Raw genomic sequence first — 23,727 nt, 5'->3', positions numbered from 1 at the left:
GAGCGCGAGTGCCGTCACGCGCGCGGGCGCCCCACGCTGCCACAGGCGCGGGCGGGGGACGGCGACTGTAGGGTCGTTCGACGTGACGACCGAACTCGACACCGTGAACCGGCGGATCGCCCAGGAACTCGACGTCCGCGAAGACCAGGTCGCTGCGGCCGTGGGACTGCTCGACGGCGGCGCGACCGTGCCGTTCGTCGCGCGCTACCGCAAGGAGGCGACCGGCGGGCTCGACGATGCCCAGCTGCGCACCCTCGAGGAACGCCTCCGCTATCTGCGGGAACTCGACGAGCGCCGTGTCGCGATCCTCGAATCGATCGAGGCGCAGGGCAAGCTCGACGACACGCTGCGCGGACAGATCATGCTCGCCGACACCAAGGCGCGGCTCGAGGACATCTACCTGCCGTTCAAGCCGAAGCGGCGCACCAAGGCGCAGATCGCCCGCGAGGCCGGTCATGAACCCGTCGCCGACGCGCTCATCGGCGACCCCACCACCGATCCCGCCGGATACACCTCCGAGCAGCTCGACGGTGCGCGCGCCATCCTCGTCGAACGCTTCGCCGAGGACGCGGACCTCGTCGGCGAGCTCCGCGAGGCGATGTGGACGCGCGGCAAGGTGAGCTCCACCGTGCGGTCCGGCAAGGAGAACGACGGCGCGAAGTTCTCCGACTACTTCGAGTTCTCGGAACCGTTCACCCAGCTGCCCTCGCACCGCATCCTCGCCCTCCTGCGCGGCGAGAAGGAGGAGGTGCTGTCGCTGTCGTTCGATCCCGAGATCGACGAGCCGGTGCCCGGTGAGCGCAGCTACTACGAGGGACGGATCGCGACGCGCTTCGGCATCGCAGACGAGGGACGCGCCGCCGACAAGTGGTTGCTCGACACCGTGCGGTGGGCATGGCGCACCAAGCTGCAGATGTCGCTGTCGCTGGACATCAGGATGCGGCTGCGGCAGTCCGCCGAGAAGGACGCGGTCGACGTCTTCGCCGCCAACCTCAAGGACCTGTTGCTCGCCGCACCGGCCGGCACGCGACCGACGATGGGTCTCGACCCCGGCTACCGCACCGGCACGAAGGTCGCCGTCGTCGACGCGACCGGCAAGGTCGTCGACCACACCACCATCTATCCGCATCAGCCGCACAACAAGCGTGACGAGGCCCTCGCGGTGCTCGCCGCGCTGGTCGCGCGGCACGGTGTCGAACTGATCGCCATCGGCAACGGCACGGCGTCTCGTGAGACGGACGCTCTCGCAGCCGATCTCGTGTCGCTGGCGAAGGTGCCCGGGTTGACGAAGATCGTGGTGTCGGAGGCGGGCGCGTCCGTCTACTCGGCCTCCGAGTACGCCACCAAGGAACTCCCGGATCTCGACGTGTCCATCCGCGGTGCGGTCTCCATCGCACGCCGCCTGCAGGATCCGCTCGCCGAACTGGTCAAGATCGACCCGAAGTCGATCGGTGTCGGCCAGTACCAGCACGACGTGTCCGAGACGATGCTCGCGCGGTCGCTGGGCGCGGTCGTCGAGGACGCGGTGAACGCCGTCGGTGTCGACGTCAACACGGCGTCGGTCCCGCTGCTGTCGCGGGTCTCGGGTATCACCGGGTCGCTCGCGGAGAGCATCGTCGCCCACCGCGACCAGAACGGTCCGTTCCGGGCACGGAGAGCGCTCAAGGACGTCCCGCGACTCGGCCCGAAGGCCTTCGAACAGTGCGCGGGCTTCCTGCGGATCCCCAACGGCGACGACCCGCTCGACGCGTCCGCGGTGCACCCCGAGGCGTATCCGGTGGTGCGGCGGATCGTCGACCGGACCGGCAGCAGCGTCCGCGAACTGCTCGGCAACACCGCGACCCTGCGGCAGCTGCGCGCGGACGAGTTCGCCGACGATCGCTTCGGTGTCCCGACCGTCACCGACATCATCTCCGAGCTCGAGAAGCCCGGCCGCGACCCGCGTCCGGAGTTCAGGACCGCGACGTTCGCCGCCGGTGTCGAGAAGGTCGCCGACCTGAAGCCCGGCATGGTCCTCGAGGGAGTGGTCACCAACGTCGCGGCCTTCGGTGCCTTCGTCGACGTCGGTGTGCACCAGGACGGTCTCGTGCACGTCTCCGCGATGTCGCGCAGCTTCGTGAAGGATCCGCACGACGTCGTCCGGTCCGGTGAGGTCGTCAAGGTGAAGGTCCTCGAGGTCGACGTCGCGCGCCAGCGCATCGGTCTGACGCTGCGACTCGACGACGAGGTCCCCACCCCGGGCGCCGAGAAGTCGGGAGGTCAGCCGCGCGGAGGTGGCCGACGTCCCGGAGGCCAGGGCGGCGGCAACCAGGGCGGCCGGGGTAATCGCGGACAGCAGGGCAATCGTGGGCAGCAGGGCCGTGGCGGCGACCGCCGTTCGGCACCGGCCGCCTCCGGATCGATGGCCGACGCCCTGCGACGCGCCGGTTTCGGCAACAACTGACGCGAATCACCGGGTCACTCCTGCGATGCTGTGGACATGAGATCCACGGTGGCCGGGGTGATCCGGTGATGCTCGACTGGATGCAGCGCGAGATCGTCGATCAGGGGCGCCTGCCGCTGCTGTTCTTCCTCCTCGGTTTCGTGGCCGCGTTCGTCTTCATCCGGATCAGCGTGCGGTTGATCCGCGCGCAGGTGCGCTGGTGGCCCGGAAACATCACCCCGGGCGGTCAGCACGTGCACCACGTGGTGTTCGGTGTCGTCACCATGGTGATCGCCGGTGGGGGACTGATCGCGATCTCCGAGGATGCCAACCGCGTCGCCGCGTGCATCCTCGCGGCGCTCTTCGGAGTCGGCGCCGCGCTGACCCTCGACGAGTTCGCCCTGATCTTCTACCTGAACGACGTGTACTGGGAAGAACAGGGACGGGTGTCCGTCGACGCCGTCTTCGTGGCGATCGCCGTGACCGGGATGTGGTTGCTCGGCCTGCGACCGTTCGAACTCGGGGACACCACGAACTTCGAGGACAGCGGTGACTGGGCCGGACGGGCCGCGCTGGTGGTGGCCGTGCTCGTGAACCTCCTGCTCGCCGCGATCGTCCTGGCGAAGGGCAAGATCTGGACAGGCCTGGTCGGGTTGTTCGTCGTTCCGCTGCTGTGGGTCGGCGCGATCCGGCTCTCCCGGCCCGGGGCGCCCTGGGCTCGCTGGCGGTACGGCAAGCGGCCCCGTCGCATGGCACGCGCGCTCGAACGCGAACGTCGGCTTCGGCGCCCGGTGATCCGCGCCAAGATCTTCGTGCAGGATCTCGTCGCGGGCGCACCGACGCTCGAGACCGTGCGGGGCAGTGTCGAGCACTCGCGCACCGCGACCGAGGCGGAACTGGACCGTCGCGTCAAACCGGCGCCACTGCCGATTTCATCGATCGATGTTCCGTCTGGCACAATGGACGGGTTGCCCCGTTCGGGCACGCCTACCTGACCTGGGCACGAACCGGTCGAGCCCGCCACACGGCGGTCGCCGCCAGGTTCCTCTGCTCGAGCGAACAAGAGGATGAAAAACCGATGAACACCCTGGACTTTCTGGACGCCAAGTCGCTGCGCGACGACATCCCGGACTTCCGTCCCGGCGACACTCTCGATGTGCACGTCAAGGTCATCGAGGGCAGCAAGGAGCGTGTGCAGGTCTTCAAGGGCGTCGTGATCCGGCGTCAGGGCGGCGGCATCCGCGAGACCTTCACCGTCCGCAAGGTTTCCTTCGGCGTCGGCGTGGAGCGTACCTTCCCGGTGCACAGCCCCAACCTCGCCAAGATCGACGTGCTGACCCGTGGCGACGTCCGTCGCGCGAAGCTCTACTACCTGCGTGAGCTGCGCGGCAAGGCTGCCAAGATCAAGGAGAAGCGCTGATCTTCGGCTGCTGATCAGCCCCCTGGGCTGCTCGGCACGGCTCCCGAGCCACCCGATACAGCATCCGACGACCCGGCCCGGACTTCCGTCCCGGCCGGGTCGTCGTCGTTGTGGGCAGCGGTCTGTCGCTCACCCGTCCGGCCGACGGTCGTCCTCGGCGGGCCGCCGTGCCGCAGACGCTAGTCTGTCGAGGTGGCAGATTCCCCGCACGATCCGGCTCGACCGGATGTGAACCGCAACGATGTTCGAGGTTCGGCTCGGAGCGATCGAGCCGACGGTGCACACCACCGGCGCGAGGACCCCGTAGCGAACGACACCGCCCCCAAGGCGAAGAAGCAGAAGTCGTTCTGGCGTGAACTGCCGATCCTGGTCGTCGTCGCACTGGCCCTGAGCTTCCTGCTGCAGACCTTCGTGGCGCGGGTCTATCTCATCCCCTCGGAGTCGATGGAGCCGACACTGCACGGCTGCCCGGGCTGCACCGGCGACCGCATCGTCGTCGAGAAGGTGGGATACCGCTTCACCGATCCCCGTCCCGGCGACGTCATCGTCTTCGAAGGCCCCGACTCGTGGTCGGCCGGCTACGTCTCGACCCGTTCCGACAACGTCGTCGTGCGGGGACTGCAGGAGATCGGTTCGCTCGTCGGCGTCGTGCCGCCCGACGAGAACGACCTCGTCAAGCGCGTGATCGCGACAGGCGGGCAGACGGTGGAATGCTGCGACGACCAGGGCCGTGTGCTCGTCGACGGTGTCCCGCTCGACGAGCCGTACGTGACGATGGACTTCCCGTTCACCCCGGGTGTCGTCACGTGCGAGACCGAGGTGCCCTCCGGGCGCTGCTTCGGGCCCGTCACCGTGCCCGAGGGCCACGTCTGGGTGATGGGCGACAACCGCAGCAACTCGGCCGACTCGCGCTACCACGTCGGGGACGAGCATCAGGGCTCGATCCCGCTGGACAATGTCATCGGAAAAGCCCGCTTCATCGTGCTGCCTCCCGGCCGATGGGGCCTGATCGACTCACCGGAGATCCTTCCCTCGTGACTGCTTGGCCACCTCGACCCGTGATCCGTCGCTCCTCGGGACTGCGCACCATGGAGTCCGCGCTCGTGCGGTGCGGTCTCGGTCCGGTCGCCGGGGTCGACGAAGCCGGCCGCGGTGCCTGCGCCGGACCGCTGGTCGTCGCCGCCTGCGTGCTCGGCGACCGGCCGCACGCGTCGCTCGACCGGCTCGACGATTCGAAGAAGCTCACCGAACGCACCCGTGAGGAGCTGTACTCGGTGATCGTGCGACGCGCCCGGGCGTGGAGCGTGGTGGTGATCCCCGCGGAGGAGGTCGACGCGATCGGCATCCACGTCGCCAACATCGAGGGCATGCGACGCGCGGTGGCAGGTCTGTCGACTCCGCCCGGCTACGTGCTCACCGACGGCTTCCGGGTGCCCGGACTGCCTGCACCGTCCCTGCCCGTGATCGGCGGCGACGCGGCGGCCGCGTGCATCGCGGCGGCCAGTGTGCTCGCGAAGGTCACACGCGATCGCATGATGGTCGACCTCGACGGCGAGCTACCGGAGTACGGTTTCGCAGTACACAAGGGCTACAGCACTCCGACGCACATGGCGGCGTTGGCCGAGCACGGCCCGTCACCGCAGCACCGGCGGTCGTGGGCCAATGTGCGCTCGGTGTGTGGAGTGCCCGCAGTGCGACGTCGGCTGTTCGCCGACGACCTGGTTCGTCGATCGTACGCAGACGACCTGGGGCGTCGATTGTTCACCGACGAGGCGGATGCGGGATGATTGCAGGACACACCAGACTGGGAGGACACCGAGACCGATGAGTGCCGAGGATCTCGAGAAGTACGAAACCGAGATGGAACTCTCGCTGTACAGGGAGTACCGGGACATCGTCGGTCAGTTCGCGTACGTCGTGGAGACCGAGCGCCGGTTCTACCTGGCGAACGCCGTCGAATTGCTGCCGCACAACGCCAACGGCGAGGTGTACTTCGAGGTGCGTATGTCCGACGCCTGGGTGTGGGACATGTACCGTCCCGCACGCTTCGTCAAGCACGTCCGTGTCATCACGTTCAAGGACGTCAACATCGAAGAGCTCGACAAGCCCGAACTGAGACTGCCCGACAAGCTGGGCTGACGTCGGCGGGGACGATCCTGCGCGGAGTGGCCGCATCCTAACCGGGGCGCCGACACCGAGCCGTCCGCCGAGGCTCGACGCGCGCGGTTGTGCACAGGCACCGTACTCATCCACAGATTCCCCGATCTCCGTGCTCGGACCCGATTTCGCGTGCCCCGGTCCTCCACAGTGGGGGCATGCAGGGGACGAATCGGACATCACACAACCGGGATCTGGGCGCGCGAGGCGAGGACCTCGCCGCGGAATACCTCGAGTCGACCGGCATGGTCGTGCTCGAACGGAACTGGCGCAGCCGATACGGCGAACTCGATCTCATCGCACAGGACGGCGCGTCCGTCGTCTTCGTCGAGGTCAAGACCCGCACCGGCACCGGATACGGCACCCCCGCCGAAGCGGTGACGCACGCGAAGGCCGAACGTATCCGTCGCCTCGCCGGGCAGTGGTTGTCCGAGCAGACGCGCCGCTGGTCGCACATCCGCGTCGATGTGGTCACCGTTCTGCTCGCGCGGGGACACGCCCCGGAGATCACCCACCGCAAGCAGGTCCTCTGATGGCACTCGGACGCGCCTGGTCGGTCGCCGTCTCCGGGATCGACGGGCAGGTCGTCGAGATCGAAGCCGACATCGGACGAGGTCTGCCAGGGGTGACGATGGTCGGACTGCCCGACACCGCGCTCCAGGAGTCGCGCGACCGGGTGCGCGCCGCCGTGTCGAATTCCGGTGCCAAGTGGCCGGATTCGAAGGTCGTGCTCGCACTGTCTCCGGCCACGCTGCCGAAGGTCGGCAGTGTCTACGACCTCGGACTGGCGTGCGCGGTGCTCGACGCGGCGGATATCGTGCCGACCGAGGCCGTCTCCCGGACGGTGCTGCTCGGTGAGCTCGCGCTCGACGGACGCGTCAGGCCGGTACGTGGGGTGTTGCCCGCCGTGCTCACGGCCAAGAAGCACGGCTGGTCGCGCGTGGTGGTGCCGACCGCGACGATGACCGAGGCGGCGCTCGTCGACGGCATCGACGTCTACGGCGCCGAGACGCTGCGCGAGTTGGTGCTCTGGCTCCAGGGCGACGGTCCGCTCGAACGGCCCGATCCGCGTGCGCTGCCACCACGGGCGGTGCGTGGCGATCTCAGCGAAGTGGTCGGCCAGCACGAAGCGCGTCGCGCGATCGAGGTCGCTGCGGCCGGTGCGCACCACCTGATGTTGACCGGTCCGCCGGGAATCGGGAAAACGATGCTCGCGCAGCGACTTCCGGGGATCCTGCCGGACCTGGACGAAAGTCACGCCCTCGAGGTGACGGCCATCCACTCGGTGGCGGGCACCCTCACCAGCGACCGTCCGCTCGTGACGGAACCGCCCTTCATCGCGCCCCATCACACGGCGTCGGTGAGTTCGCTGATCGGAGGCGGCACCGGTATGGCGAAACCCGGCGCGGTGAGCCGGGCGCACCGCGGCGTGCTGTTCCTCGACGAGGTCGCCGAGATGGGGACGAAGACGCTCGAAGCACTACGGACACCGCTCGAGGACGGGGAGGTGCGCATCGCCCGGCGGGACGGTGTCGCACGATATCCGGCCCGTTTCCAGTTGATCCTCGCCGCCAACCCGTGCCCGTGCGCACCTCCGCGTGACGCCGACTGCGTGTGTGCGCCGACGGCACGTCGCCGCTATCTGGGGCGTCTGTCGGGCCCGCTCCTCGACCGCGTCGACCTCCGGGTCCGGATGCAGGCCGTCGCGACGAGCGCGTTGATGGGGGAGACGGGCGAGAGTACCGACGACGTACGGGCGCGTGTCGCCCGGGCGAGAGCGGCGGCACGCGAACGGTGGGCCGAGCACGGCTGGGCCACCAACGCCGAGGTGCCCGGACCGGCCCTCCGACAGAAGTTCCGCCTTCCGCGTGCTGCGCTCGAACCCGTCGAATGGGCGCTGCGCAAGGGCGCCATCACCGCGCGAGGAGCGGATCGGGCACTGCGGGTCGCGTGGACGCTGAGCGACCTCGACGGCTCCGATTCGCCGTCGGCGACGCACGTCGCTGCCGCACTGGACTTCCGGGATCGTGGTGTCGCATGAGCAGGCACGACGACGAACGGCGCCTGGCCTGGGCCTATCTGTCGACCGTCACGCAGGGTGCGTCACGATCGTTGTCGGCGGCCGTGGAAGCCGGGGGTGTGCTCGAGGTGGCGGCGGCCATCCGGTCGGGTGCGGGCCTCGGTGAACTCTCGGCGCGGTACTCGATGCGGGCGCACCTCGACACCGCGGCGCGGGATCTCGACCGTCTGGGGCGGGCCGGTGGGCGACTGGTGACGCCCGACGACGACGAATGGCCCGCCTGGCAGATGCTCGGCTTCGGCACCCTCGACACCGCCACCGACGCCGAGGGGCCACCCCTCGCCCTGTGGGTGTGGGGGAGCCGGCGGATCGACGAACTGGCCGAACGTGCAATCGGCATCGTCGGGACCCGCGCCGCGAGCGGTTACGGGGAGCACGTCACCGCCGAGATCGCCGGGGATCTCGCCGCCGACGGGTGGACGGTCGTGTCCGGTGCGGCCTTCGGCGTCGACGCTGCCGCACACCGGGCGGCGCTCGGGGTGGGTGGCACCACCGTTGCGATTCTCGCCTGCGGGGTCGATCGAGCGTATCCGGCGGCACACACGACGATGTTGCGGCGGATCTCCGAATCCGGCCTCGTGGTCAGCGAGTATCCGCCGGGTACGACTCCGGCGCGGTACCGGTTCCTCGCCCGCAACCGGCTGATCGCGGCGTTGTCCGCCGGCACGGTCGTCGTCGAGGCGGGCTGGCGCAGCGGGGCGCGCAACACCGCGGCGTGGGCGCGACGACTCGGACGGCCTGTCATGGCGGTGCCCGGACCGGTGACCTCGGCGGCCTCGCAAGGCTGTCACCGCATGATCAAGGAGGGCGAGGCGCGTCTGGTGGGCGCGGCGCGCGACGTCGTCGAGGAGTGCGGTCCGCTCCTGGCGGGCGGGGACGACGACCGAGACGGCCTGTTCCGCCGCGACCTGGACGGACTGTCGGGCGACATGGCACTGGTCTACGAGGCGCTTCCGTCGTCGGACGTCTGCGATCCGGCGATGCTGGCCGAGTCGGCGGGACTGCCGATCGAGCGGGTGCGGGCGGCGCTGCCCCTGCTCGAACTCGACGGCCTGGTGGTGGCGACGGACGGAGGGTGGCGGCGGATGTGACAGCGGATCGACGCCGGGGCGGTCTACCCCCGGGCGGGAGGGGCGCCGAACATGCGGTCGCGCAGGCTGTCGTAGATGGGCGGGACCCGCGTGGAATACGCCACGACGACCGCACAGATCGTCGCGGCGAGCATCGGAACCGTCACTCCCGTCGCCGCGGTCATCTCCACGACGAGGACGACTCCGGTGATCGGGGCCCGCACCGACGCGCCGAAGAGTGCGGCCATCCCCGCGAGCGCCATCGGCACGGCCAGGGACGACCCGAGCCCGGGGACGATCGCGGCGGAGATCCCGGCGCACAACAGACCCCAGAGAGCGCCCAGTGCGAGGAGCGGCGCGAACAGTCCGCCCGGTGTCCCGGCCGCGTACGACAGCGGGCCGGCGACGAACCGCAGCAGGACGTACCAGGCGACGACCGGCAGTGCGAGCGCACCACCGCCCACCACGTGCTGGACGAGGGAGTCGCCGCCACCGCCGGCCCACGGTGCGACCACCGACAACAACCCGACGAGCCCGCCGATGATCGCGGCCTTCGTCACCGGGGAGAGCGACCGGACCGACTCCACCACGCTCAGAGATCCCAGGACCATCCGGTTGTAGGCCGCGCCGAGCAGTCCGGTGAGCAGGCCGAACACCACGAACACGGGCAGCAGGACGATGGACGGGGGAACGATGGGGTCCACGGCGAAGTCGGGGGTATCGCCGACGATCGTCCGCGAGCACGCCACCGCGGCGGCCACCGACAGGACGACGGGTACGACGGTGCGGACACGGAAGCTACCGGTGACCTCCTCGAAGACGAACAGCGCACCGCCGATCGGGGCATTGAACGCGACCGCGAGTCCGGCACCGGACACCGAGGTCTGCAGTAGACGTTCGTGCTCGGGACACCGGGCGCGACGCGCGGTCTCGGCGCCTACCGCGGCACCCATGTGCACGATCGGGCCTTCCCGCCCCAGGACGAGACCCGACCCGATCGACAGGAGTGCCCCGACGAATCTGGAGGGCAGCACCGACAAAGGTGGTGGCTCTGCCTGCCCGCGGTCGACGGCCTCGACGTGCTGGATTCCGCTACCCGAGGCGAGGGGCACCATCCGGACGATCAACGCCGCGAGCAGAGCGCCGAGGATCGTGATTCCCACCGGCACGAGCCATCCCGGACCGGGGAGGTCGTGCGCCCACTCCGCGGTGTGGATCCGCCATCGCTCGAGCCGTTCCAGACACCAGCGGAAGGCTCCGCCGACGATGCCGATGACGGCGCCGGCCACGATCGCCAGCACACAGATCGTTGCCAGTTCGCGAGGGGGAACGGAAGGCTCCCGCACGTCCTCGGTATCCACCCGGTGTCCTCCGACCTGCCGCCGACGCGCCGATCCGCTCGGCGGTGCCGGAGACGGTCGCGCGAAGGAGTCGTGACCGTATGTTCACAGACTCCGGGACGTTCCGCCGGGACGTGCGAGGGTGAATTCGGAGGAAGGCCGCTTACTCGGCGGCGGTCTCGGTCGTGGGCTCGTCCTCGACGTACCAGGCGCGGTCGTCGCGGTCCCACCTCACGGCACCGCGGTGGGCCTTGCGGAACTCCTTGAGGACGGCGCGGTCGATCGACGGGTGGCCGTTGTCGTTCACGTAGATCCACTCGGAGCCGAACTTGGCCTCGATCGCGTCGACCATGTCGGTCTGGGTGACCCTGCGTTCGGTGGTGATGATGTCGGTCATCCAGGTGGCGATGTCGGCCGCGGTGGTGCTCATGTTCTCGAGCCTAGAGCCTCCCCGATCGTGACTTTCCCGCCGCACCCCGCGACAGAGTACGGTGACGCGAGAATAGGTAACCCTAATAGGAGGTTCGGTGGCACGGAAAGCGCCCATGGGGACAACACTCACGGTCCTGCGGACCGAGGCGATCGGCGAGCACTTCGTCCGCGTCGTGCTCGGCGGAGACGGCTTCGGCGAGTTCCAGGCCCGCGCGGAGACCGACAGCTACGTGAAGATCGAGCTGCCCGCGGGGGAGGAGACGGTCGTCCGCACCTACACCGTCCGGCGCGTGGACTCGGACGCCCGGGAGATCTGGATCGACTTCGTCGTGCACGGCGACGAGGGTGTCGCGGGCCCGTGGGCTCGCTCGGTGCAACCGGGCGCGCAGGTCGTGGTGCGGGGACCCGGCGCGGGATACCGGCCCGATCGCTCCGCCGACTTCCATCTGCTCGCCGGCGACGAGACCGCGATCCCCGCGATCGCGGCTGCGCTCGAGGACCTGCCCGCCGACGCGCGTGGGGCGGTCTTCCTGGAGGTCATCGGTCCCGGCGACGAACTGAAACTCGACGCCCCGGCGGGAATGGACATCACGTGGCTCCATCGCGGTGTCGCGGCCGGTGACGCCGGTGCCGACCTGATCGACGGCAACTCGCCCCTCGTCGCCGCGGTGAGGGCCCTGCCCTGGCCGGGAGGCGACGTGCAGGTCTTCGTGCACGGTGAAGCCGAGGCCGTCATGAAGCACATCCGTCCGTACCTGCGGAAGGAACGGGCCGTACCGCCGGCACGCGCGTCGATCTCGGGTTACTGGCGTCGCGGACGCACCGAGGAGGGTTTCCGCGTGTGGAAGAGCGAACTGGCGGCCGTCGAGAGCAACTGACGGCCGGCGGTTCGGGTCAGCTCGCGGACTCGCGCGCCGGCACCGAGGCCGAGTCGCGCGCCAGCACCGCCGCGGAGGTGAGCGCGAGTCCCGAGCAGACCACGATGGCGACGGCCATCGGGATACCGGTGCCTTCGCCGCCGAGCCCGACGAGCGGGGAGACCACGGCAGCGAGACCGAACTGAGAGGCACCGATCACGGCGGAGCCCGTACCGGCCGCCTTCGGGACCTGTGACTGGGCCAGCGCGGTGGCGTTGCCCAGCGTCAGGCCCATCATGCTGATCGCGACGAACAGCAGCGGCAGGATCAGCACTGCGACGTAGCCGACGACGACCATCGTCAGCAACAGCAGCGCCCCTGCCGTGAACATGGTGGTCACACCGAAGAGCAGCAGCGTCCGCACCTCGAACCGGCCGATGAGGCGGGTGTTGACGGCGTTGGCCAGCACGAGACCGGCCGAGTTCACGGCGAACACCATCGAGAACTGGCCCGGGCTCAGACCGAGGATGTTCTGGGTGACGAACGGCGAGGCAGAGATGTACGAGAACATCGCGCCGAATCCCAGGGCCATGGCGGCGGCGTAACCGACGAAGCGTCGCTGCCGGAGGACGTACCCGAAGTTGCCGGCCATCGTCTTCAGACCGCCGCCGTGCCGCTTCTCCGGCGGCAGGGTCTCCGGGACGAACGCGAAGGCGCCGACGGCCATCAGAACGGCCAGGCCGGTGAGCACCCAGAAGATGCCGCGCCACCCGATCGGCCCCAGCAGCACGCCACCGAGTAGGGGAGCGGCGACGGGCGCGATGCCGCCGATGATCATCATCAGGCTGAACAGCTTGGCGGCCTGATTGCCTCGCGCCCGGTCGGCGATGACCGCACGCGCGAGGACGATGCCTGTTCCGCCGCTGAATCCCTGGACCAGACGCGCCGCGATCAGGATCTCGACGGTGGGTGCCATCGCGCAGATCGCGCTGCTCACCGCCAGGACGATCGTGCCGGCGAGGATCAGTCGTCGCCGGCCCCAGCCGTCCGAGAGGGGACCCACGAGCAGCTGGCCGAGCCCGAGACCCGCCATGAACGTCGTGAGTGTGAGCTGGACGCCCACGGTCGAACTGCCCAGGCTCTCCGCCATGACGGGAAGTCCCGGGAGGTACATGTCCGTGGCGAGCGGCGCGATCGCCGACAGCAACGCCAGGGCGCACAACATCGGTACCGGGATCGTTTTGTTCACGAAAGCACCTTAGTCGGCGCGGGTCGTTGCACCCGAGCCGGTCGTGCCGCACGGTAGACCCATGCGAGGCAACGAATCCGACATGCTCCCGGCGACGCTGGACGTGCACCTCGGGGACTTCGTCGACCACCTCCGCCTCGAAGGCAACCGTTCGGAACACACGATCCGCGCCTATCGCACCGACATCCGCTCGCTGTTGCAGCATCTTGCGGACCGGGATCCCGACGCGCGCATCACCGACCTCGATCTCGATCTGATGCGGTCCTGGCTCGCCGGGATGGTGGCGGCGGGAGCGGCCCGCACCACGCTCGCGCGGCGCACCTCGTCGGCACGCGTCTTCACGGCATGGCTCGTGCGCACCCGGCGGCTCGACGCCGACCCGGCGACGCGTCTCGTCTCGCCACGTCCGCATCGGTCACTGCCCGCCGTGCTCCGCGACGACCAGGCACTGGAGATCATGGAGGCCGCGAAATCCGGTGCGCGTGAACGCGATCCCGTCGCACTGCGTGACCGGGCGATCGTCGAGTTGCTCTATGCCACCGGAATCAGGGTCGGTGAGCTGTGCGCCGTCGATATCGACGACGTCGACGCCGAGCGGCGGGTCGTCCGGGTTCTCGGCAAGGGCGACAAGGAACGGATCGTCCCTTACGGCGGTCCCGCGGCCGAGGCGCTCGACGCGTGGCTGCGTCACGGACGCCCGCATCTCGCACGACCGTCGTCGGGTGCGGCGCTGCTGCTGGGCAAGCGCGGCGGCCGGATCGATCAGCGGCAGGTGCGGTCGGTGGTGCACGACGCCGTCTCGTCGGTGCCGGGCGCACCCGACCTCGCGCCGCACGGCCTGCGGCACAGCGCTGCGACGCACCTGCTCGAAGGGGGAGCGGACCTGCGCGTGGTCCAGGAGGTGCTGGGCCATTCGAGTCTGGCCACCACGCAGCTCTACACACACGTGTCGGTGGCGCGCCTGCGCGCCGCGCACGATCAGGCCCATCCCCGCGCCTGATCGGCCTGCCCGAGAAGCCGTCCCGGTTTGATAGCGTGCGCCGGCACCATCGAATCGGGGGAACAGATGAGACGCAACGAACCGGGTCCTGCCGTGCCCGCCTGGCTGCAGGACCCACCGGAATCCGGAAGCGACCATGCGCGACGCGGCCTCCGCCGCGCGGCCAGAGGCGCCGAGACGCCCGGTCCCTCCACTCCGTCCGGCGACGGTGCGACTCCGCCCACTCCCTCCGCTCCGCTCGAGATGACGGCTTCGGTGCCTCTCGGTATGGCGTTGCGGCCCCGGATCAGCGCAGACGACCCGGAGCCGGAGTCGTCCGGACCGCTCGTCGCGCACGAACCGGCGCGACCCGAGAATCCGGTGCTCCCACCGTCGGAGCTCGAGGCGGCGGTTTCGGCGGAACCTGATGCGGCGGTTCCGGAGGCCGTGACCGAACCCGAGCCCGAGCCTGTCTTCTCAGAGCCGGCACCCGAAGTCGTGGAGACACAGCCCGAGACTGGGGCACCTGCACCTGCACCTGCACCTGCACCTGCACCTGCACCTGCGCCGGAGTCGGAGGTGGCGAGCCCGGAGGCGACGGAGGTCGTATCCGGTCCGCTCGACCCCGGGCACGCATCGGTCCCCGCCCCGCTACCGGCAAGAGCAGACGCTACGGTCGACGACCTGCAACACGAGGCCCATCGGTTCGACCATCAGCCGTCGAACGTCGACCTCGCCTCGGGCGTGCTCGTCCGCAGGTCACGGCGTTCCACGCGGCGGTGGCGGGAGCGGGTCGACCGGCTGACCGGCGGCAGGCTCGACGGAGGAGGCAGTGAGCGCCGCGAGGAGCTCGTCGCCCGGATCCGCCAGCCGATCCCGGGCGACTACCGGATCGCGGTGCTGTCCCTGAAGGGTGGGGTGGGGAAGACCACCACGACCGTCGGGCTCGGGTCGACGTTCGCGTCGCTGCGCGGCGACTGCGTCATCGCCGTCGACGCGAATCCGGACTTCGGCACCCTCGGGCAGCGGATTCCGCAGCAGACCACCTCGACGGTGCGGGACCTGCTCGCGAACGCGTCGAACATCCGCCGGTACTCGGACGTGCGGGCCCACACATCGCAGGCGCCGAGCCGGCTCGAAGTGCTCGCGAGCGAACGCGATCCCGCTGCCTCGGAAGCGTTCAGCGAGGAGGACTACCGGCGCGTCGTCGACATCCTGCAGGTCTACTACAACGTGATCCTCACCGACTGCGGGACCGGGATCATGCACTCGGTCATGCGCGGCGTGCTGGACCTGGCGAACACCCTCGTTCTCGTCGCCTCGCCTGCTGTCGATGCGGCGCGGAGTGCGGCTGCGACGCTCGACTGGCTGCAGGCGCACGGTTACTCCGACCTGGTCGAACGCACGGTCGTGGTGATCAGTTCGCCGCGGCCGGGTGCGGCGAGCATCGACATGGACGCGCTGACCGCACATTTCCTCGCGCGGTGCCGGGCGGTGAAGGTGCTGCCCTTCGACGAGCATCTCGCCGAGGGAGCCGAGATCGATCTCGAACGACTCCGCCCCGCGACCCGCACGGCGTTCGTCGAACTCGCCGCGATGGTCGCCGACGACTTCCCCGCACTGTCGGGTCGACACGCGGGGCGTTAGCCGGGCGTCATACCGGCAACAGGCGGATCACCGGGCGCTCGACGAGGGGCAGCGGGTCGAGATAGTCGTCGCGGCCGCGACGCAGTCCCCAGTGCAGGCACGCGGGGGAGACGCAGCCCTCGTGACCGGCGACGACGGTGCCGATCGGATCGCCCCTCGTCACCCGGCGACCCGCGGCGACCGATGCCTCGACCGGCTCGTAGGTGGTGCGCAGCCCGCCCTCGTGATCGATGGAGACCACGGGTTTTCCGGCCACGACACCGGCGAACGCGACGACGCCGTCACCGGCGGCCACGACGGTCTGCCCCACACGCGTGTCGAGGTCGACACCGCGGTGACCGGGGAGCCAGTTCTGCTCGGGCGGGTCGAACTGCCGGCTCACGGACGGCCGGGGCTCGAGCGGCCACACGAACCGCCCGGCGTCGGCCGATCCGGTTCCCGGGACGGCGGCGAGCACGACGAACGCGGCGATCACGACGGCGAACGTCCGGAGGGGCGCGGCGAGGACCATGCTCTTCAGCCTCGTGAATCGGAGTCCCTGCGCACCAGGGGGGCGACGCGATCTGTGGACAGCCCCGGATCCGTCCACAGGTCCGGTGACTCCCGGTTAGGGATCCGCGCCTGCTCCGCGTACACTTGTCGGGCGGTCTGTATACGCAGATCGACTTCGCGCGTCCGCGCATCGATGCCGACCCGTTTCTCCGGGCCGCATCGGAAATGGCCGTCGGCCGGTCCCGCAAGGGTTCGACGGGCATGTGGACGCCAGGGCGGGGATCGGAAGATCCACCGCGGAAACCGACACGAAAGAGAGAAACAGGCATGCCTGTTGTGACTATGCGGCAGCTGCTCGACAGCGGCGCCCACTTCGGACACCAGACCCGTCGCTGGAACCCGAAGATGAAGCGGTTCATCTTCACCGACCGCAACGGCATCTACATCATCGACCTGCAGCAGACCCTGACGTACATCGACAAGGCGTACGAGTTCGTCAAGGAGACCGTCGCTCACGGTGGAACCGTGCTGTTCGTCGGCACCAAGAAGCAGGCGCAGGAATCCATCGCCGAAGAGGCCACCCGCGTGGGCATGCCCTACGTGAACCAGCGCTGGCTCGGCGGTATGCTCACCAACTTCTCGACCGTCCACAAGCGCCTGCAGCGCCTGAAGGAGCTCGAGTCGATGGAGCAGACCGGTGGCTTCGAGGGACGCACCAAGAAGGAAATCCTCATGCTCACGCGTGAGAAGAACAAGCTGGAGCGCACCCTCGGCGGCATCCGCGACATGGCGAAGGTTCCGTCGGCGATCTGGGTCGTCGACACCAACAAGGAGCACATCGCCGTCGGTGAGGCCCGCAAGCTGAACATCCCGGTCATCGCGATCCTCGACACCAACTGCGATCCGGACCTCGTCGACTACCCGATCCCGGGTAACGACGACGCGATCCGTTCCGCGGCGCTGCTGACCAAGGTCGTCGCTTCCGCCGTCGCCGAGGGCCTGCAGGCCCGCGCCGGCAAGAGCAGCGACGCCGAGGCCAAGCCCGAGGCCGGCGCCGAGCCTCTCGCCGAGTGGGAGCAGGAGCTGCTCGCGCAGGCCACCCCCGCCGCCGACGCCGAGGCGCCCGCAGCGGACGCAGCCCCCGCAGCAGACGCGGCCCCCGAGGCCTGATTCGTTGCCCGGCCCCGACCTTCCGATCGAGAGATCCTGGTCGGGGCCGTCGCATCGCGGCCCGAGCTCATCCGCGCGATAGGGCCGCCCCCAGAGACTTTTCCACCACAGACACAGGAGGCTCGCTTCCATGGCGAACTACACCGCCGCCGACGTCAAGCGTCTCCGTGAGCTCACCGGCTCCGGAATGCTGGACTGCAAGAACGCTCTCGCCGACAACGACGGCGACTTCGACAAGGCCGTCGAGCAGCTGCGCATCAAGGGTGCCAAGGACGTGGGCAAGCGCGCCGAGCGCTCCACCGCCGAGGGCCTCGTCGTCGCCAAGGACGGCGTTCTCGTCGAGCTGAACTCCGAGACCGACTTCGTCGCCAAGAACGACGAGTTCCAGGCTCTCGCCGACAAGGTCGTCACCGCTGCCGCACAGGCCCGCGCGAACGACGTCGAGGCGCTCAAGGCCGTCGAGGCCGATGGCAAGACCGTCGACGCCCTCGTCCAGGAGCTGTCCGCGAAGATCGGCGAGAAGCTCGAGCTGCGTCGCGTTGCCGCATTCGACGGTCAGACCGCCGTCTACCTGCACAAGCGTGCTTCCGACCTGCCGCCGTCCGTCGGCGTGCTCGTCGAGTACACCGGTGAGGGCGACGCTGCTGCCGAGGCCGCTCGCGCTGCCGCGATGCAGATCGCCGCTCTGAAGGCCAAGTACGTCACCCGTGACGAGGTTCCCGAGGACATCGTCGCCAACGAGCGTCGTATCGCCGAGGAGACCGCCAAGGCCGAGGGCAAGCCGGAGCAGGCTCTGCCGAAGATCGTCGAAGGCCGCGTCAACGGCTACTTCAAGGACGTCGTCCTGCTCGAGCAGGCGTCCGTGACGGACTCGAAGAAGACCGTCAAGGCGATCCTCGACGAGGCCGGCGCGAACGTCGTCCGCTTCGTGCGTTTCGAGGTCGGCGCCAGCTAGTTCTTCCACTCCACGACCCCGTCGGTGCTGCTACCGGCGGGGTCGAGGTGTGTCGGGCCACGCCGCCTCGGGGCACGGAGGCGCTCGCGCGTGCTGCGCGGTGACAGGTGTGGCGTGTCTATCCGCCCGATCTCGGTTCCCTCGAGCGGATGAGGCAGGATGATAAGGGCCGATTCATGCGCAACCAGAGGAGAGTCATGTCCGACCACGCCCACGATCGGCCCGGATTCCGCCGGGTACTGCTCAAGCTCGGCGGCGAGATGTTCGGCGGCGGCAAGGTCGGACTCGATCCGGACGTGGTGACGACGGTGGCCCAGCAGATCGCGGAGGTCGTGCGCGGTGGCGCCGAGGTCGCCGTCGTGATCGGTGGCGGCAACTTCTTCCGCGGCGCCGAACTCCAGCAGCGCGGTCTCGAACGCGCGCGGTCCGATTACATGGGCATGCTCGGCACGGTCATGAACTCCCTTGCGCTGCAGGACTTCCTGGAGAAGGAAGGCATCGACACCCGCGTGCAGACCGCCATCACGATGGGGCAGGTCGCCGAGCCCTACCTGCCGCTGCGTGCGCGCCGCCACCTCGAGAAGGGGCGTGTGGTCATCTTCGGTGCCGGCATGGGCATGCCGTACTTCTCCACCGACACCACCGCCGCGCAGCGCGCCCTCGAGATCGGAGCCGAGGTCGTCCTCATGGCGAAGGCCGTGGACGGCGTCTACTCCGACGACCCCCGCACGAACCCGGATGCGGTGCTGTTCGAGGAGATCACCCATCGCGAGGTCATCGAGCAGGGCCTCAAGGTCGCCGACGCGACCGCCTTCAGCCTGTGCATGGACAACGCCATGCCGATCATGGTCTTCAATCTGCTGACCAAGGGCAATATCGCCCGAGCCATCGCCGGTGAGAAGATCGGAACACTCGTACGGTCATGAACGGACAACGGAACATGGAGGAACTGCCGTGATCGATGAAGCCCTCTTCGAAGCAGAAGAGAAGATGGAGAAGGCCGTCACGGTGGCCCGGGACGATCTGGGTGGCATCCGGACCGGTCGCGCGAACCCGGGCATGTTCAACCGCATCGTCGTCGACTACTACGGGGCTCCCACGCCGATCACGCAGATCGCCAGCATCAATGTTCCCGAGGCGCGCATGGTCATCGTCAAGCCGTACGAGGCCTCGCAGCTGAACGCGATCGAGACCGCGATCCGCAACTCCGATCTCGGTGTCAACCCCACCAATGACGGCAACATCATCCGCATCTCGGTCCCGCAGCTCACCGAGGAGCGTCGTCGCGAACTCGTCAAGCAGGCCAAGGCCAAGGGTGAGGACGCCAAGGTCGCCGTGCGCAACGTCCGCCGCAAGGCGATGGAGGAACTCGGACGTATCCAGAAGGACGGCGAGGCCGGCGAGGACGACGTGAACCGCGCCGAGAAGGAACTCGACAAGACGACCGCCAAGTACGTCGGTCAGATCGACGAGTTGATCAAGCACAAGGAAGCCGAACTGATGGAGGTCTGACAGTGGGTCGAGCCGACGGGTCCTCCGACCCGCAGCTTCCACTCGGTGCCGGAGCCGACTCCGGTGCCACCCCTGCAGACCCGGCACCGGCCCCCGACCCCGCGTCGGAGCCGGTGAAGAAACCCTCACGGGCGGGACGCGACCTGCCGGCCGCTTTCGCGGTCGGCGGTGGTCTGGGCGCGCTCGTCATCGGGATCCTGCTGTTCGCCCCGAAGGCGTGGCTCGCCGTCGTCGCGATCGCCATCGGCATCGCGACCTGGGAGGTCACCAAGCGTCTGCGCGAGGCGGACGTGCTCGTCCCCAGACTGCCGTTGCTGGCAGGTGGTCAGGCGATGATCTGGCTCGGGTGGCCGTACGGCACGACGGGTGTGCTCGGTGCGTTCGCAGGCACGGTCGTCGTGACGATGCTGTGGCGCCTGTTCGACCACGGTCTCGTCGCGCAACCGCGCAACTACCTGCGCGACACCGCGGTCGCGGTCTTCGTCGCGGCCTGGTTGCCGCTGCTGGCGTCGTTCGCGACCCTCATGGTCCTCGAGGATCAAGGCGCCCAGCGCGTGTTCTGCCTGATGCTCGTCTGTGTCGCGTCGGACATCGGTGGCTACGCCTCGGGTGTCCTGTTCGGCAAGCACCCGATGGTCCCGGCGATCAGCCCGAAGAAGTCGTGGGAAGGTTTCGCCGGGTCGTTGGTGGCCTGCATCGCGGTCGGTGTCCTCACCGTCGTCTTCCTGCTCGACGGCCCGTGGTGGGCCGGTCTGCTGCTCGGCGCCGTGCTCGTGGTGACGGCGACGGCCGGCGATCTCATCGAGTCGCAGGTCAAGCGGGATCTCGGCATCAAGGACATGGGCACCCTGCTGCCCGGCCACGGCGGCATCATGGACCGGCTCGACTCGATCCTGCCGTCGGCCTTCGTCACCTGGCTGATCCTCACGGCCTTCGTGTAGTCGCCCGATGGTGCGTTCGTCGAAGCTTCGTGCGCCGAAGTCGGGGAGTGGTGTGATCGCCAGCCCCAACATCTGGCACTGGCCCGAGGTGTACGAGGAGGAGAACCGCGCGCAGGATCCCCGCGGCGCCGTGTACGCGGCGCTGCGGGAGGCCGCGGACTGGACCGGCCGCGACGTCGTCGACGTCGGGTGCGGTTCGGGTTTCCACCTTCCGATGTTCGCGGCCGACGCACGCACGGTGACCGGGATCGAACCGCATCCGCCGCTGGTCGCCGCGGCCCGCATCCGCGTGGACGGTCTTCCGTCGGTCACCGTGACGGAAGGCTCCGCGGCTCACATGCCGCTGCCCGACGCTTCGGTCGATCTCGTCCACGCCCGCACCGCCTACTTCTTCGGCCCGGGGTGCGGCGCCGGAATCCTCGAGGCGATGCGTGTGCTGCGTCCGGGCGGCGCGCTCGCCGTCGTCGATCTCGACGCCACCGCCCATCCCTACGGCGACTGGATGCGCGACGACCTGCCGCACTACGACCCGGCCGCGGTCGAGGCGTTCTTCGAGGCGCAGGGATTCGATCTGCGCCGCATCGACACGCTGTGGAAGTTTCCGGACCGCGCGACCCTCGAGCGGGTGCTCGGCATCGAATTCGCACCATGCGTCGCGACCCGGGCGATCCGGGAGACACCCGGCACGACGCTCACCGTCCGCTACCGGCTGCACGTGCGCCGCAGACCCCTCGGCCTGGAACTGAACTGAGAGCGGTCAGCGCGACCGGCCGATACCGAACATCCGCGCCAGCTCGCTGATCTTCTTCGCCTTCGCGAGGTTCGGCAGGTCGCTGCCGTCGCGGACGTTGCGCCCGTCCTCACCGAGCTTGTCGATGATGCCTTCCGCCCAGTCCACGTCCGTGCTGTTCGGGCTCAGAGCCACGTTCGCGTACGACGCGCGTTCGCCGGTCATGCACAATTTGCCGGTCATCCCCATCGAGCGGGTCAGCTCGGCCTCACGTTCGAGGACCTCGGGGTCGTCGCTGAGTGTGGGTCCGTCGATGGGTCCCGGCAGGCGCGCGGCGCGGCTCGTGATGACCAACCTCGACCGCGCGTACGCCAACGCCATCGGGCTGTCGCTCATGCCGGTGTCGCGCCGGAAGTCGCCGCTGCCGAAGACCAGGCGGAAGGTGCCCTCCGCACGGGCGATCTCGGGAGCCGCCTCGAGACCCATCGCCGACTCGATCAACACGAGGATGCGCGTGCCCTCCGGCAGCAGATCTGCGGTGGCCTCGACCTGGTGACCACTCTCCGCCTTCGCGAGCATGACGCCCTGCAGGCCCGGGAGGCCGGCGAGCGCGGCGAGATCGTCGGCCCAGAACGACGTGGTGGCGTCGTTGACCCGCACCCAGGCCTTCCCACCCTCGCGCAGCCACGCCACGATGCCCTTGCGAGCAGCGGGTTTGGCCGCGGCAGGTACGGCGTCCTCGAGGTCGAGCACCACCGCATCCGCGGGCGAGTCGGCGGCGGCGTCGAAGAGATCGGGGGAGCGGCCCGGAACGAGCAACCACGAGCGTGCGACTTCGGGAGCGACGAGACCGGTCATGATGTCCATGCTCCCGTATTCCCCCTCCGCGCCCGGGCGACTCGGCGTGAGGGAGACCGACCGGTGACACCGGCCCGGGAATGGGGGCGAGTATCACAGCAACGCCCGGACCCATCCGTCCCGGATCATGGGACAATAGGTGATTATGGCTTCTTCCCTGCCCCTGGTCTTCGATGCACCCAAGCGTGGTCTTCCGCCGCGCCATCTCGCCGACCTCGACGCAGATCAGCGTCGTGATGCGGTGCGCGAACTGGGGCTTCCGGCCTTCCGCGCCGACCAGCTCGCCCGCCAGTACTACGGGCGGCTCGAGGCCGATCCGGCGAAGATGACCGATCTGCCCGCCGCCGTCCGCGACAAGGTGGGGGAGGCGTTGTTCCCGCCTCTGCTCAGCGCGGTCCGGCACATCGCGTGCGACGGAGGCGAGACCCGCAAGACCCTGTGGCGCGCCCACGACGGCACCCTGCTCGAGAGCGTCCTCATGCGCTATCCCGACCGCGCCACGCTGTGCATCTCCAGCCAGGCCGGATGCGGCATGGCATGCCCGTTCTGCGCGACCGGCCAGGGTGGTCTCGACCGCAACCTGTCCACGGCCGAGATCGTCGACCAGGTGCGCGCGGCCGCCGCTGCCCTGCGCGACGGCGACGTCGCCGGCGGACCAGGACGGCTGTCGAACGTCGTGTTCATGGGCATGGGCGAGCCGCTCGCGAACTACAAGCGCGTGGTCGCGGCGGTGCGGCGCATCACCTCACCTGCGCCCGAAGGCCTCGGTCTGTCGCAGCGTTCGGTCACCGTCTCCACGGTGGGACTCGCACCGGCCATCCGCCGCCTCGCCGACGAAGGACTCAGCGTCACCCTCGCGGTGTCGCTGCACACCCCGGACGACGAACTGCGCGACACCCTCGTCCCGGTCAACAACCGGTGGTCGGTCGCCGAGGTCCTCGAGGCGGCGCGGTACTACGCCGACAAGACCGGCCGGCGCGTCTCGATCGAGTACGCCCTCATCCGCGACGTCAACGACCAGCCGTGGCGCGCCGACATGCTCGGTAAGAAGCTTCACAAGGCTCTCGGGTCGCTCGTGCACGTGAACCTCATCCCGCTCAACCCCACCCCGGGCAGCGAGTGGGATGCCAGCCCGAAGGACGTCGAACGCGAGTTCGTGCGGCGCGTGCAGGCCCAGGGCGTGTCGTGCACCGTCCGCGACACCCGCGGCCAGGAGATTGCCGCAGCGTGCGGTCAGCTCGCCGCGGAAGGCTGAGCCGACAGACACGAAAGGGCCCGTCCGGAGAATTGGCGGGTTCACATGATCGTCGCAACACTCTCAACGAGAGGTTGCGACGATCATGTCGTTTCAGGAGGACTGCGACCGATTCGGTAACCAACTCACGCGATTGGTCAACGCCGGTATTCCGGTCAAGG

At 69.2% G+C, this 23,727-nt stretch carries 24 protein-coding genes; 19 read left to right on the top strand and 5 right to left on the bottom strand.

Features of this window, described 5'->3' with window-relative positions; genetic code table 11:
- Positions 1-82: 82 nt before the first annotated feature.
- The 9 genes from ACWPOC_RS20575 to dprA all read left to right on the top strand — a co-directional run bounded on the left by ACWPOC_RS20575 (position 83) and on the right by dprA (position 9,170).
- Entirely contained in the window at positions 83-2,443 is a 2,361-nt protein-coding gene (locus tag ACWPOC_RS20575) for a Tex family protein (RefSeq protein ID WP_120282251.1), read from the top strand.
- A gap of 68 nt (positions 2,444-2,511) precedes the next feature.
- A complete protein-coding gene (locus ACWPOC_RS20570; RefSeq protein WP_455409299.1) occupies positions 2,512-3,417 on the top strand; it encodes a hypothetical protein in 906 nt (301 codons plus the stop codon).
- Positions 3,418-3,500: 83 nt separating this feature from the next.
- Positions 3,501-3,842, top strand: coding sequence for a 50S ribosomal protein L19 (gene rplS, locus ACWPOC_RS20565; RefSeq protein ID WP_006550960.1), 342 nt, complete (start codon positions 3,501-3,503; stop codon positions 3,840-3,842).
- 228 nt (positions 3,843-4,070) lie between these two features.
- On the top strand, positions 4,071-4,880 hold the full coding sequence (gene lepB, locus ACWPOC_RS20560; protein WP_120282252.1) for a signal peptidase I: 810 nt from the start codon (positions 4,071-4,073) through the stop codon (positions 4,878-4,880).
- Entirely contained in the window at positions 4,877-5,629 is a 753-nt protein-coding gene (locus ACWPOC_RS20555) for a ribonuclease HII (RefSeq protein ID WP_455409246.1), read from the top strand. Before lepB ends, ACWPOC_RS20555 begins: the two co-directional genes overlap by 4 nt.
- 37 nt (positions 5,630-5,666) lie before the next feature.
- Entirely contained in the window at positions 5,667-5,981 is a 315-nt protein-coding gene (locus tag ACWPOC_RS20550) for a DUF2469 domain-containing protein (protein ID WP_006550963.1), read from the top strand.
- A gap of 176 nt (positions 5,982-6,157) precedes the next feature.
- A complete protein-coding gene (locus tag ACWPOC_RS20545; RefSeq protein ID WP_120282254.1) occupies positions 6,158-6,532 on the top strand; it encodes a YraN family protein in 375 nt (124 codons plus the stop codon).
- Positions 6,532-8,040: a YifB family Mg chelatase-like AAA ATPase gene (locus ACWPOC_RS20540; RefSeq protein ID WP_120282255.1), complete on the top strand. Its 1,509-nt coding sequence runs from the start codon at positions 6,532-6,534 to the stop codon at positions 8,038-8,040. The genes ACWPOC_RS20545 and ACWPOC_RS20540 overlap by 1 nt, the downstream gene beginning before the upstream one ends.
- Positions 8,037-9,170, top strand: a complete 1,134-nt coding sequence (gene dprA, locus ACWPOC_RS20535) for a DNA-processing protein DprA (protein ID WP_159418588.1) — start codon at positions 8,037-8,039, stop codon at positions 9,168-9,170. Before ACWPOC_RS20540 ends, dprA begins: the two co-directional genes overlap by 4 nt.
- A gap of 23 nt (positions 9,171-9,193) precedes the next feature.
- Here the strand turns inward: dprA and ACWPOC_RS20530 are convergent, their stop codons facing one another.
- Positions 9,194-10,510 (bottom strand): ClC family H(+)/Cl(-) exchange transporter, encoded by a 1,317-nt coding sequence (locus ACWPOC_RS20530; protein ID WP_159418587.1) that lies wholly within the window; start codon positions 10,508-10,510, stop codon positions 9,194-9,196.
- A 142-nt stretch (positions 10,511-10,652) separates the two neighbouring features.
- Positions 10,653-10,919: a DUF6953 family protein gene (locus ACWPOC_RS20525; RefSeq protein ID WP_230787533.1), complete on the bottom strand. Its 267-nt coding sequence runs from the start codon at positions 10,917-10,919 to the stop codon at positions 10,653-10,655.
- A 115-nt stretch (positions 10,920-11,034) separates the two neighbouring features.
- On the opposite strand from ACWPOC_RS20525, the gene ACWPOC_RS20520 reads away from it, so the two are divergent.
- A complete protein-coding gene (locus tag ACWPOC_RS20520) occupies positions 11,035-11,799 on the top strand; it encodes a siderophore-interacting protein (protein ID WP_120282259.1) in 765 nt (254 codons plus the stop codon).
- 16 nt (positions 11,800-11,815) lie between these two features.
- On the opposite strand, the gene ACWPOC_RS20515 is transcribed toward ACWPOC_RS20520, so the two are convergent.
- Positions 11,816-13,003, bottom strand: coding sequence for a multidrug effflux MFS transporter (locus tag ACWPOC_RS20515; RefSeq protein WP_071934796.1), 1,188 nt, complete (start codon positions 13,001-13,003; stop codon positions 11,816-11,818).
- An 85-nt stretch (positions 13,004-13,088) separates the two neighbouring features.
- Here ACWPOC_RS20515 and ACWPOC_RS20510 point away from each other — a divergent pair, with 85 nt between their 5' ends.
- Together ACWPOC_RS20510 and ACWPOC_RS20505 are read left to right on the top strand one after the other, a co-directional pair.
- A complete protein-coding gene (locus tag ACWPOC_RS20510; RefSeq protein WP_071934797.1) occupies positions 13,089-14,027 on the top strand; it encodes a tyrosine recombinase XerC in 939 nt (312 codons plus the stop codon).
- Positions 14,028-14,093: 66 nt separating this feature from the next.
- Positions 14,094-15,653 carry an AAA family ATPase gene (locus ACWPOC_RS20505; protein ID WP_455409245.1) on the top strand — a complete coding sequence of 520 codons (1,560 nt, stop codon included), beginning with the start codon at positions 14,094-14,096 and terminating at the stop codon, positions 15,651-15,653.
- Positions 15,654-15,660: 7 nt separating this feature from the next.
- Here the strand turns inward: ACWPOC_RS20505 and ACWPOC_RS20500 are convergent, their stop codons facing one another.
- Positions 15,661-16,164, bottom strand: coding sequence for a M23 family metallopeptidase (locus ACWPOC_RS20500; RefSeq protein ID WP_120282261.1), 504 nt, complete (start codon positions 16,162-16,164; stop codon positions 15,661-15,663).
- A gap of 308 nt (positions 16,165-16,472) precedes the next feature.
- On the opposite strand from ACWPOC_RS20500, the gene rpsB reads away from it, so the two are divergent.
- From rpsB to ACWPOC_RS20470, 6 genes are all read left to right on the top strand, one after another.
- On the top strand, positions 16,473-17,315 hold the full coding sequence (gene rpsB, locus ACWPOC_RS20495) for a 30S ribosomal protein S2 (RefSeq protein WP_060650992.1): 843 nt from the start codon (positions 16,473-16,475) through the stop codon (positions 17,313-17,315).
- 130 nt (positions 17,316-17,445) lie between these two features.
- Positions 17,446-18,270: a translation elongation factor Ts gene (gene tsf, locus ACWPOC_RS20490; protein ID WP_006550975.1), complete on the top strand. Its 825-nt coding sequence runs from the start codon at positions 17,446-17,448 to the stop codon at positions 18,268-18,270.
- Between the two features lie 197 nt (positions 18,271-18,467).
- Positions 18,468-19,196: a UMP kinase gene (gene pyrH, locus ACWPOC_RS20485; protein WP_006550976.1), complete on the top strand. Its 729-nt coding sequence runs from the start codon at positions 18,468-18,470 to the stop codon at positions 19,194-19,196.
- A gap of 28 nt (positions 19,197-19,224) precedes the next feature.
- Positions 19,225-19,782 carry a ribosome recycling factor gene (frr, locus tag ACWPOC_RS20480; protein ID WP_024100638.1) on the top strand — a complete coding sequence of 186 codons (558 nt, stop codon included), beginning with the start codon at positions 19,225-19,227 and terminating at the stop codon, positions 19,780-19,782.
- Between the two features lie 2 nt (positions 19,783-19,784).
- Complete coding sequence (locus ACWPOC_RS20475) at positions 19,785-20,723, top strand: phosphatidate cytidylyltransferase (RefSeq protein ID WP_071934800.1); 939 nt, start codon at positions 19,785-19,787, stop codon at positions 20,721-20,723.
- Between the two features lie 7 nt (positions 20,724-20,730).
- Positions 20,731-21,474: a class I SAM-dependent methyltransferase gene (locus ACWPOC_RS20470; protein ID WP_455409244.1), complete on the top strand. Its 744-nt coding sequence runs from the start codon at positions 20,731-20,733 to the stop codon at positions 21,472-21,474.
- 6 nt (positions 21,475-21,480) lie between these two features.
- Here ACWPOC_RS20470 and ACWPOC_RS20465 read toward each other — a convergent pair whose 3' ends face one another.
- Positions 21,481-22,320 (bottom strand): HpcH/HpaI aldolase/citrate lyase family protein, encoded by an 840-nt coding sequence (locus ACWPOC_RS20465; RefSeq protein ID WP_455409243.1) that lies wholly within the window; start codon positions 22,318-22,320, stop codon positions 21,481-21,483.
- 136 nt (positions 22,321-22,456) lie between these two features.
- Here ACWPOC_RS20465 and rlmN point away from each other — a divergent pair, with 136 nt between their 5' ends.
- A complete protein-coding gene (gene rlmN / locus ACWPOC_RS20460) occupies positions 22,457-23,566 on the top strand; it encodes a 23S rRNA (adenine(2503)-C(2))-methyltransferase RlmN (protein ID WP_016691228.1) in 1,110 nt (369 codons plus the stop codon).
- Positions 23,567-23,727 lie beyond the last annotated feature (161 nt).

This window comes from Rhodococcus sp. 5G237, assembly GCF_053764735.1.
This window is presented reverse-complemented; position numbering and strand designations above follow the sequence as displayed.

Excerpts from the sequence above, each read along its gene's own strand:
- ACWPOC_RS20540 (WP_120282255.1), top strand. The coding sequence starts at position 6,532 with ATGGCACTCGGACGCGCCTGGTCGGTCGCCGTCTCCGGGATCGACGGG.
- pyrH (WP_006550976.1), top strand. The coding sequence starts at position 18,468 with ATGTCCGACCACGCCCACGATCGGCCCGGATTCCGCCGGGTACTGCTC.
- dprA (WP_159418588.1), top strand. The coding sequence starts at position 8,037 with ATGAGCAGGCACGACGACGAACGGCGCCTGGCCTGGGCCTATCTGTCG.
- ACWPOC_RS20545 (WP_120282254.1), top strand. The coding sequence starts at position 6,158 with ATGCAGGGGACGAATCGGACATCACACAACCGGGATCTGGGCGCGCGA.
- ACWPOC_RS20505 (WP_455409245.1), top strand. The coding sequence starts at position 14,094 with ATGAGACGCAACGAACCGGGTCCTGCCGTGCCCGCCTGGCTGCAGGAC.
- ACWPOC_RS20470 (WP_455409244.1), top strand. The coding sequence starts at position 20,731 with ATGGTGCGTTCGTCGAAGCTTCGTGCGCCGAAGTCGGGGAGTGGTGTG.
- ACWPOC_RS20570 (WP_455409299.1), top strand. The coding sequence starts at position 2,512 with ATGCTCGACTGGATGCAGCGCGAGATCGTCGATCAGGGGCGCCTGCCG.
- ACWPOC_RS20465 (WP_455409243.1), bottom strand. The coding sequence starts at position 22,320 with ATGGACATCATGACCGGTCTCGTCGCTCCCGAAGTCGCACGCTCGTGG.
- ACWPOC_RS20525 (WP_230787533.1), bottom strand. The coding sequence starts at position 10,919 with ATGAGCACCACCGCGGCCGACATCGCCACCTGGATGACCGACATCATC.
- rlmN (WP_016691228.1), top strand. The coding sequence starts at position 22,457 with ATGGCTTCTTCCCTGCCCCTGGTCTTCGATGCACCCAAGCGTGGTCTT.
- rplS (WP_006550960.1), top strand. The coding sequence starts at position 3,501 with ATGAACACCCTGGACTTTCTGGACGCCAAGTCGCTGCGCGACGACATC.
- ACWPOC_RS20520 (WP_120282259.1), top strand. The coding sequence starts at position 11,035 with ATGGGGACAACACTCACGGTCCTGCGGACCGAGGCGATCGGCGAGCAC.
- ACWPOC_RS20500 (WP_120282261.1), bottom strand. The coding sequence starts at position 16,164 with ATGGTCCTCGCCGCGCCCCTCCGGACGTTCGCCGTCGTGATCGCCGCG.
- tsf (WP_006550975.1), top strand. The coding sequence starts at position 17,446 with ATGGCGAACTACACCGCCGCCGACGTCAAGCGTCTCCGTGAGCTCACC.
- rpsB (WP_060650992.1), top strand. The coding sequence starts at position 16,473 with ATGCCTGTTGTGACTATGCGGCAGCTGCTCGACAGCGGCGCCCACTTC.
- ACWPOC_RS20550 (WP_006550963.1), top strand. The coding sequence starts at position 5,667 with ATGAGTGCCGAGGATCTCGAGAAGTACGAAACCGAGATGGAACTCTCG.
- ACWPOC_RS20515 (WP_071934796.1), bottom strand. The coding sequence starts at position 13,003 with ATGTTGTGCGCCCTGGCGTTGCTGTCGGCGATCGCGCCGCTCGCCACG.
- ACWPOC_RS20510 (WP_071934797.1), top strand. The coding sequence starts at position 13,089 with ATGCGAGGCAACGAATCCGACATGCTCCCGGCGACGCTGGACGTGCAC.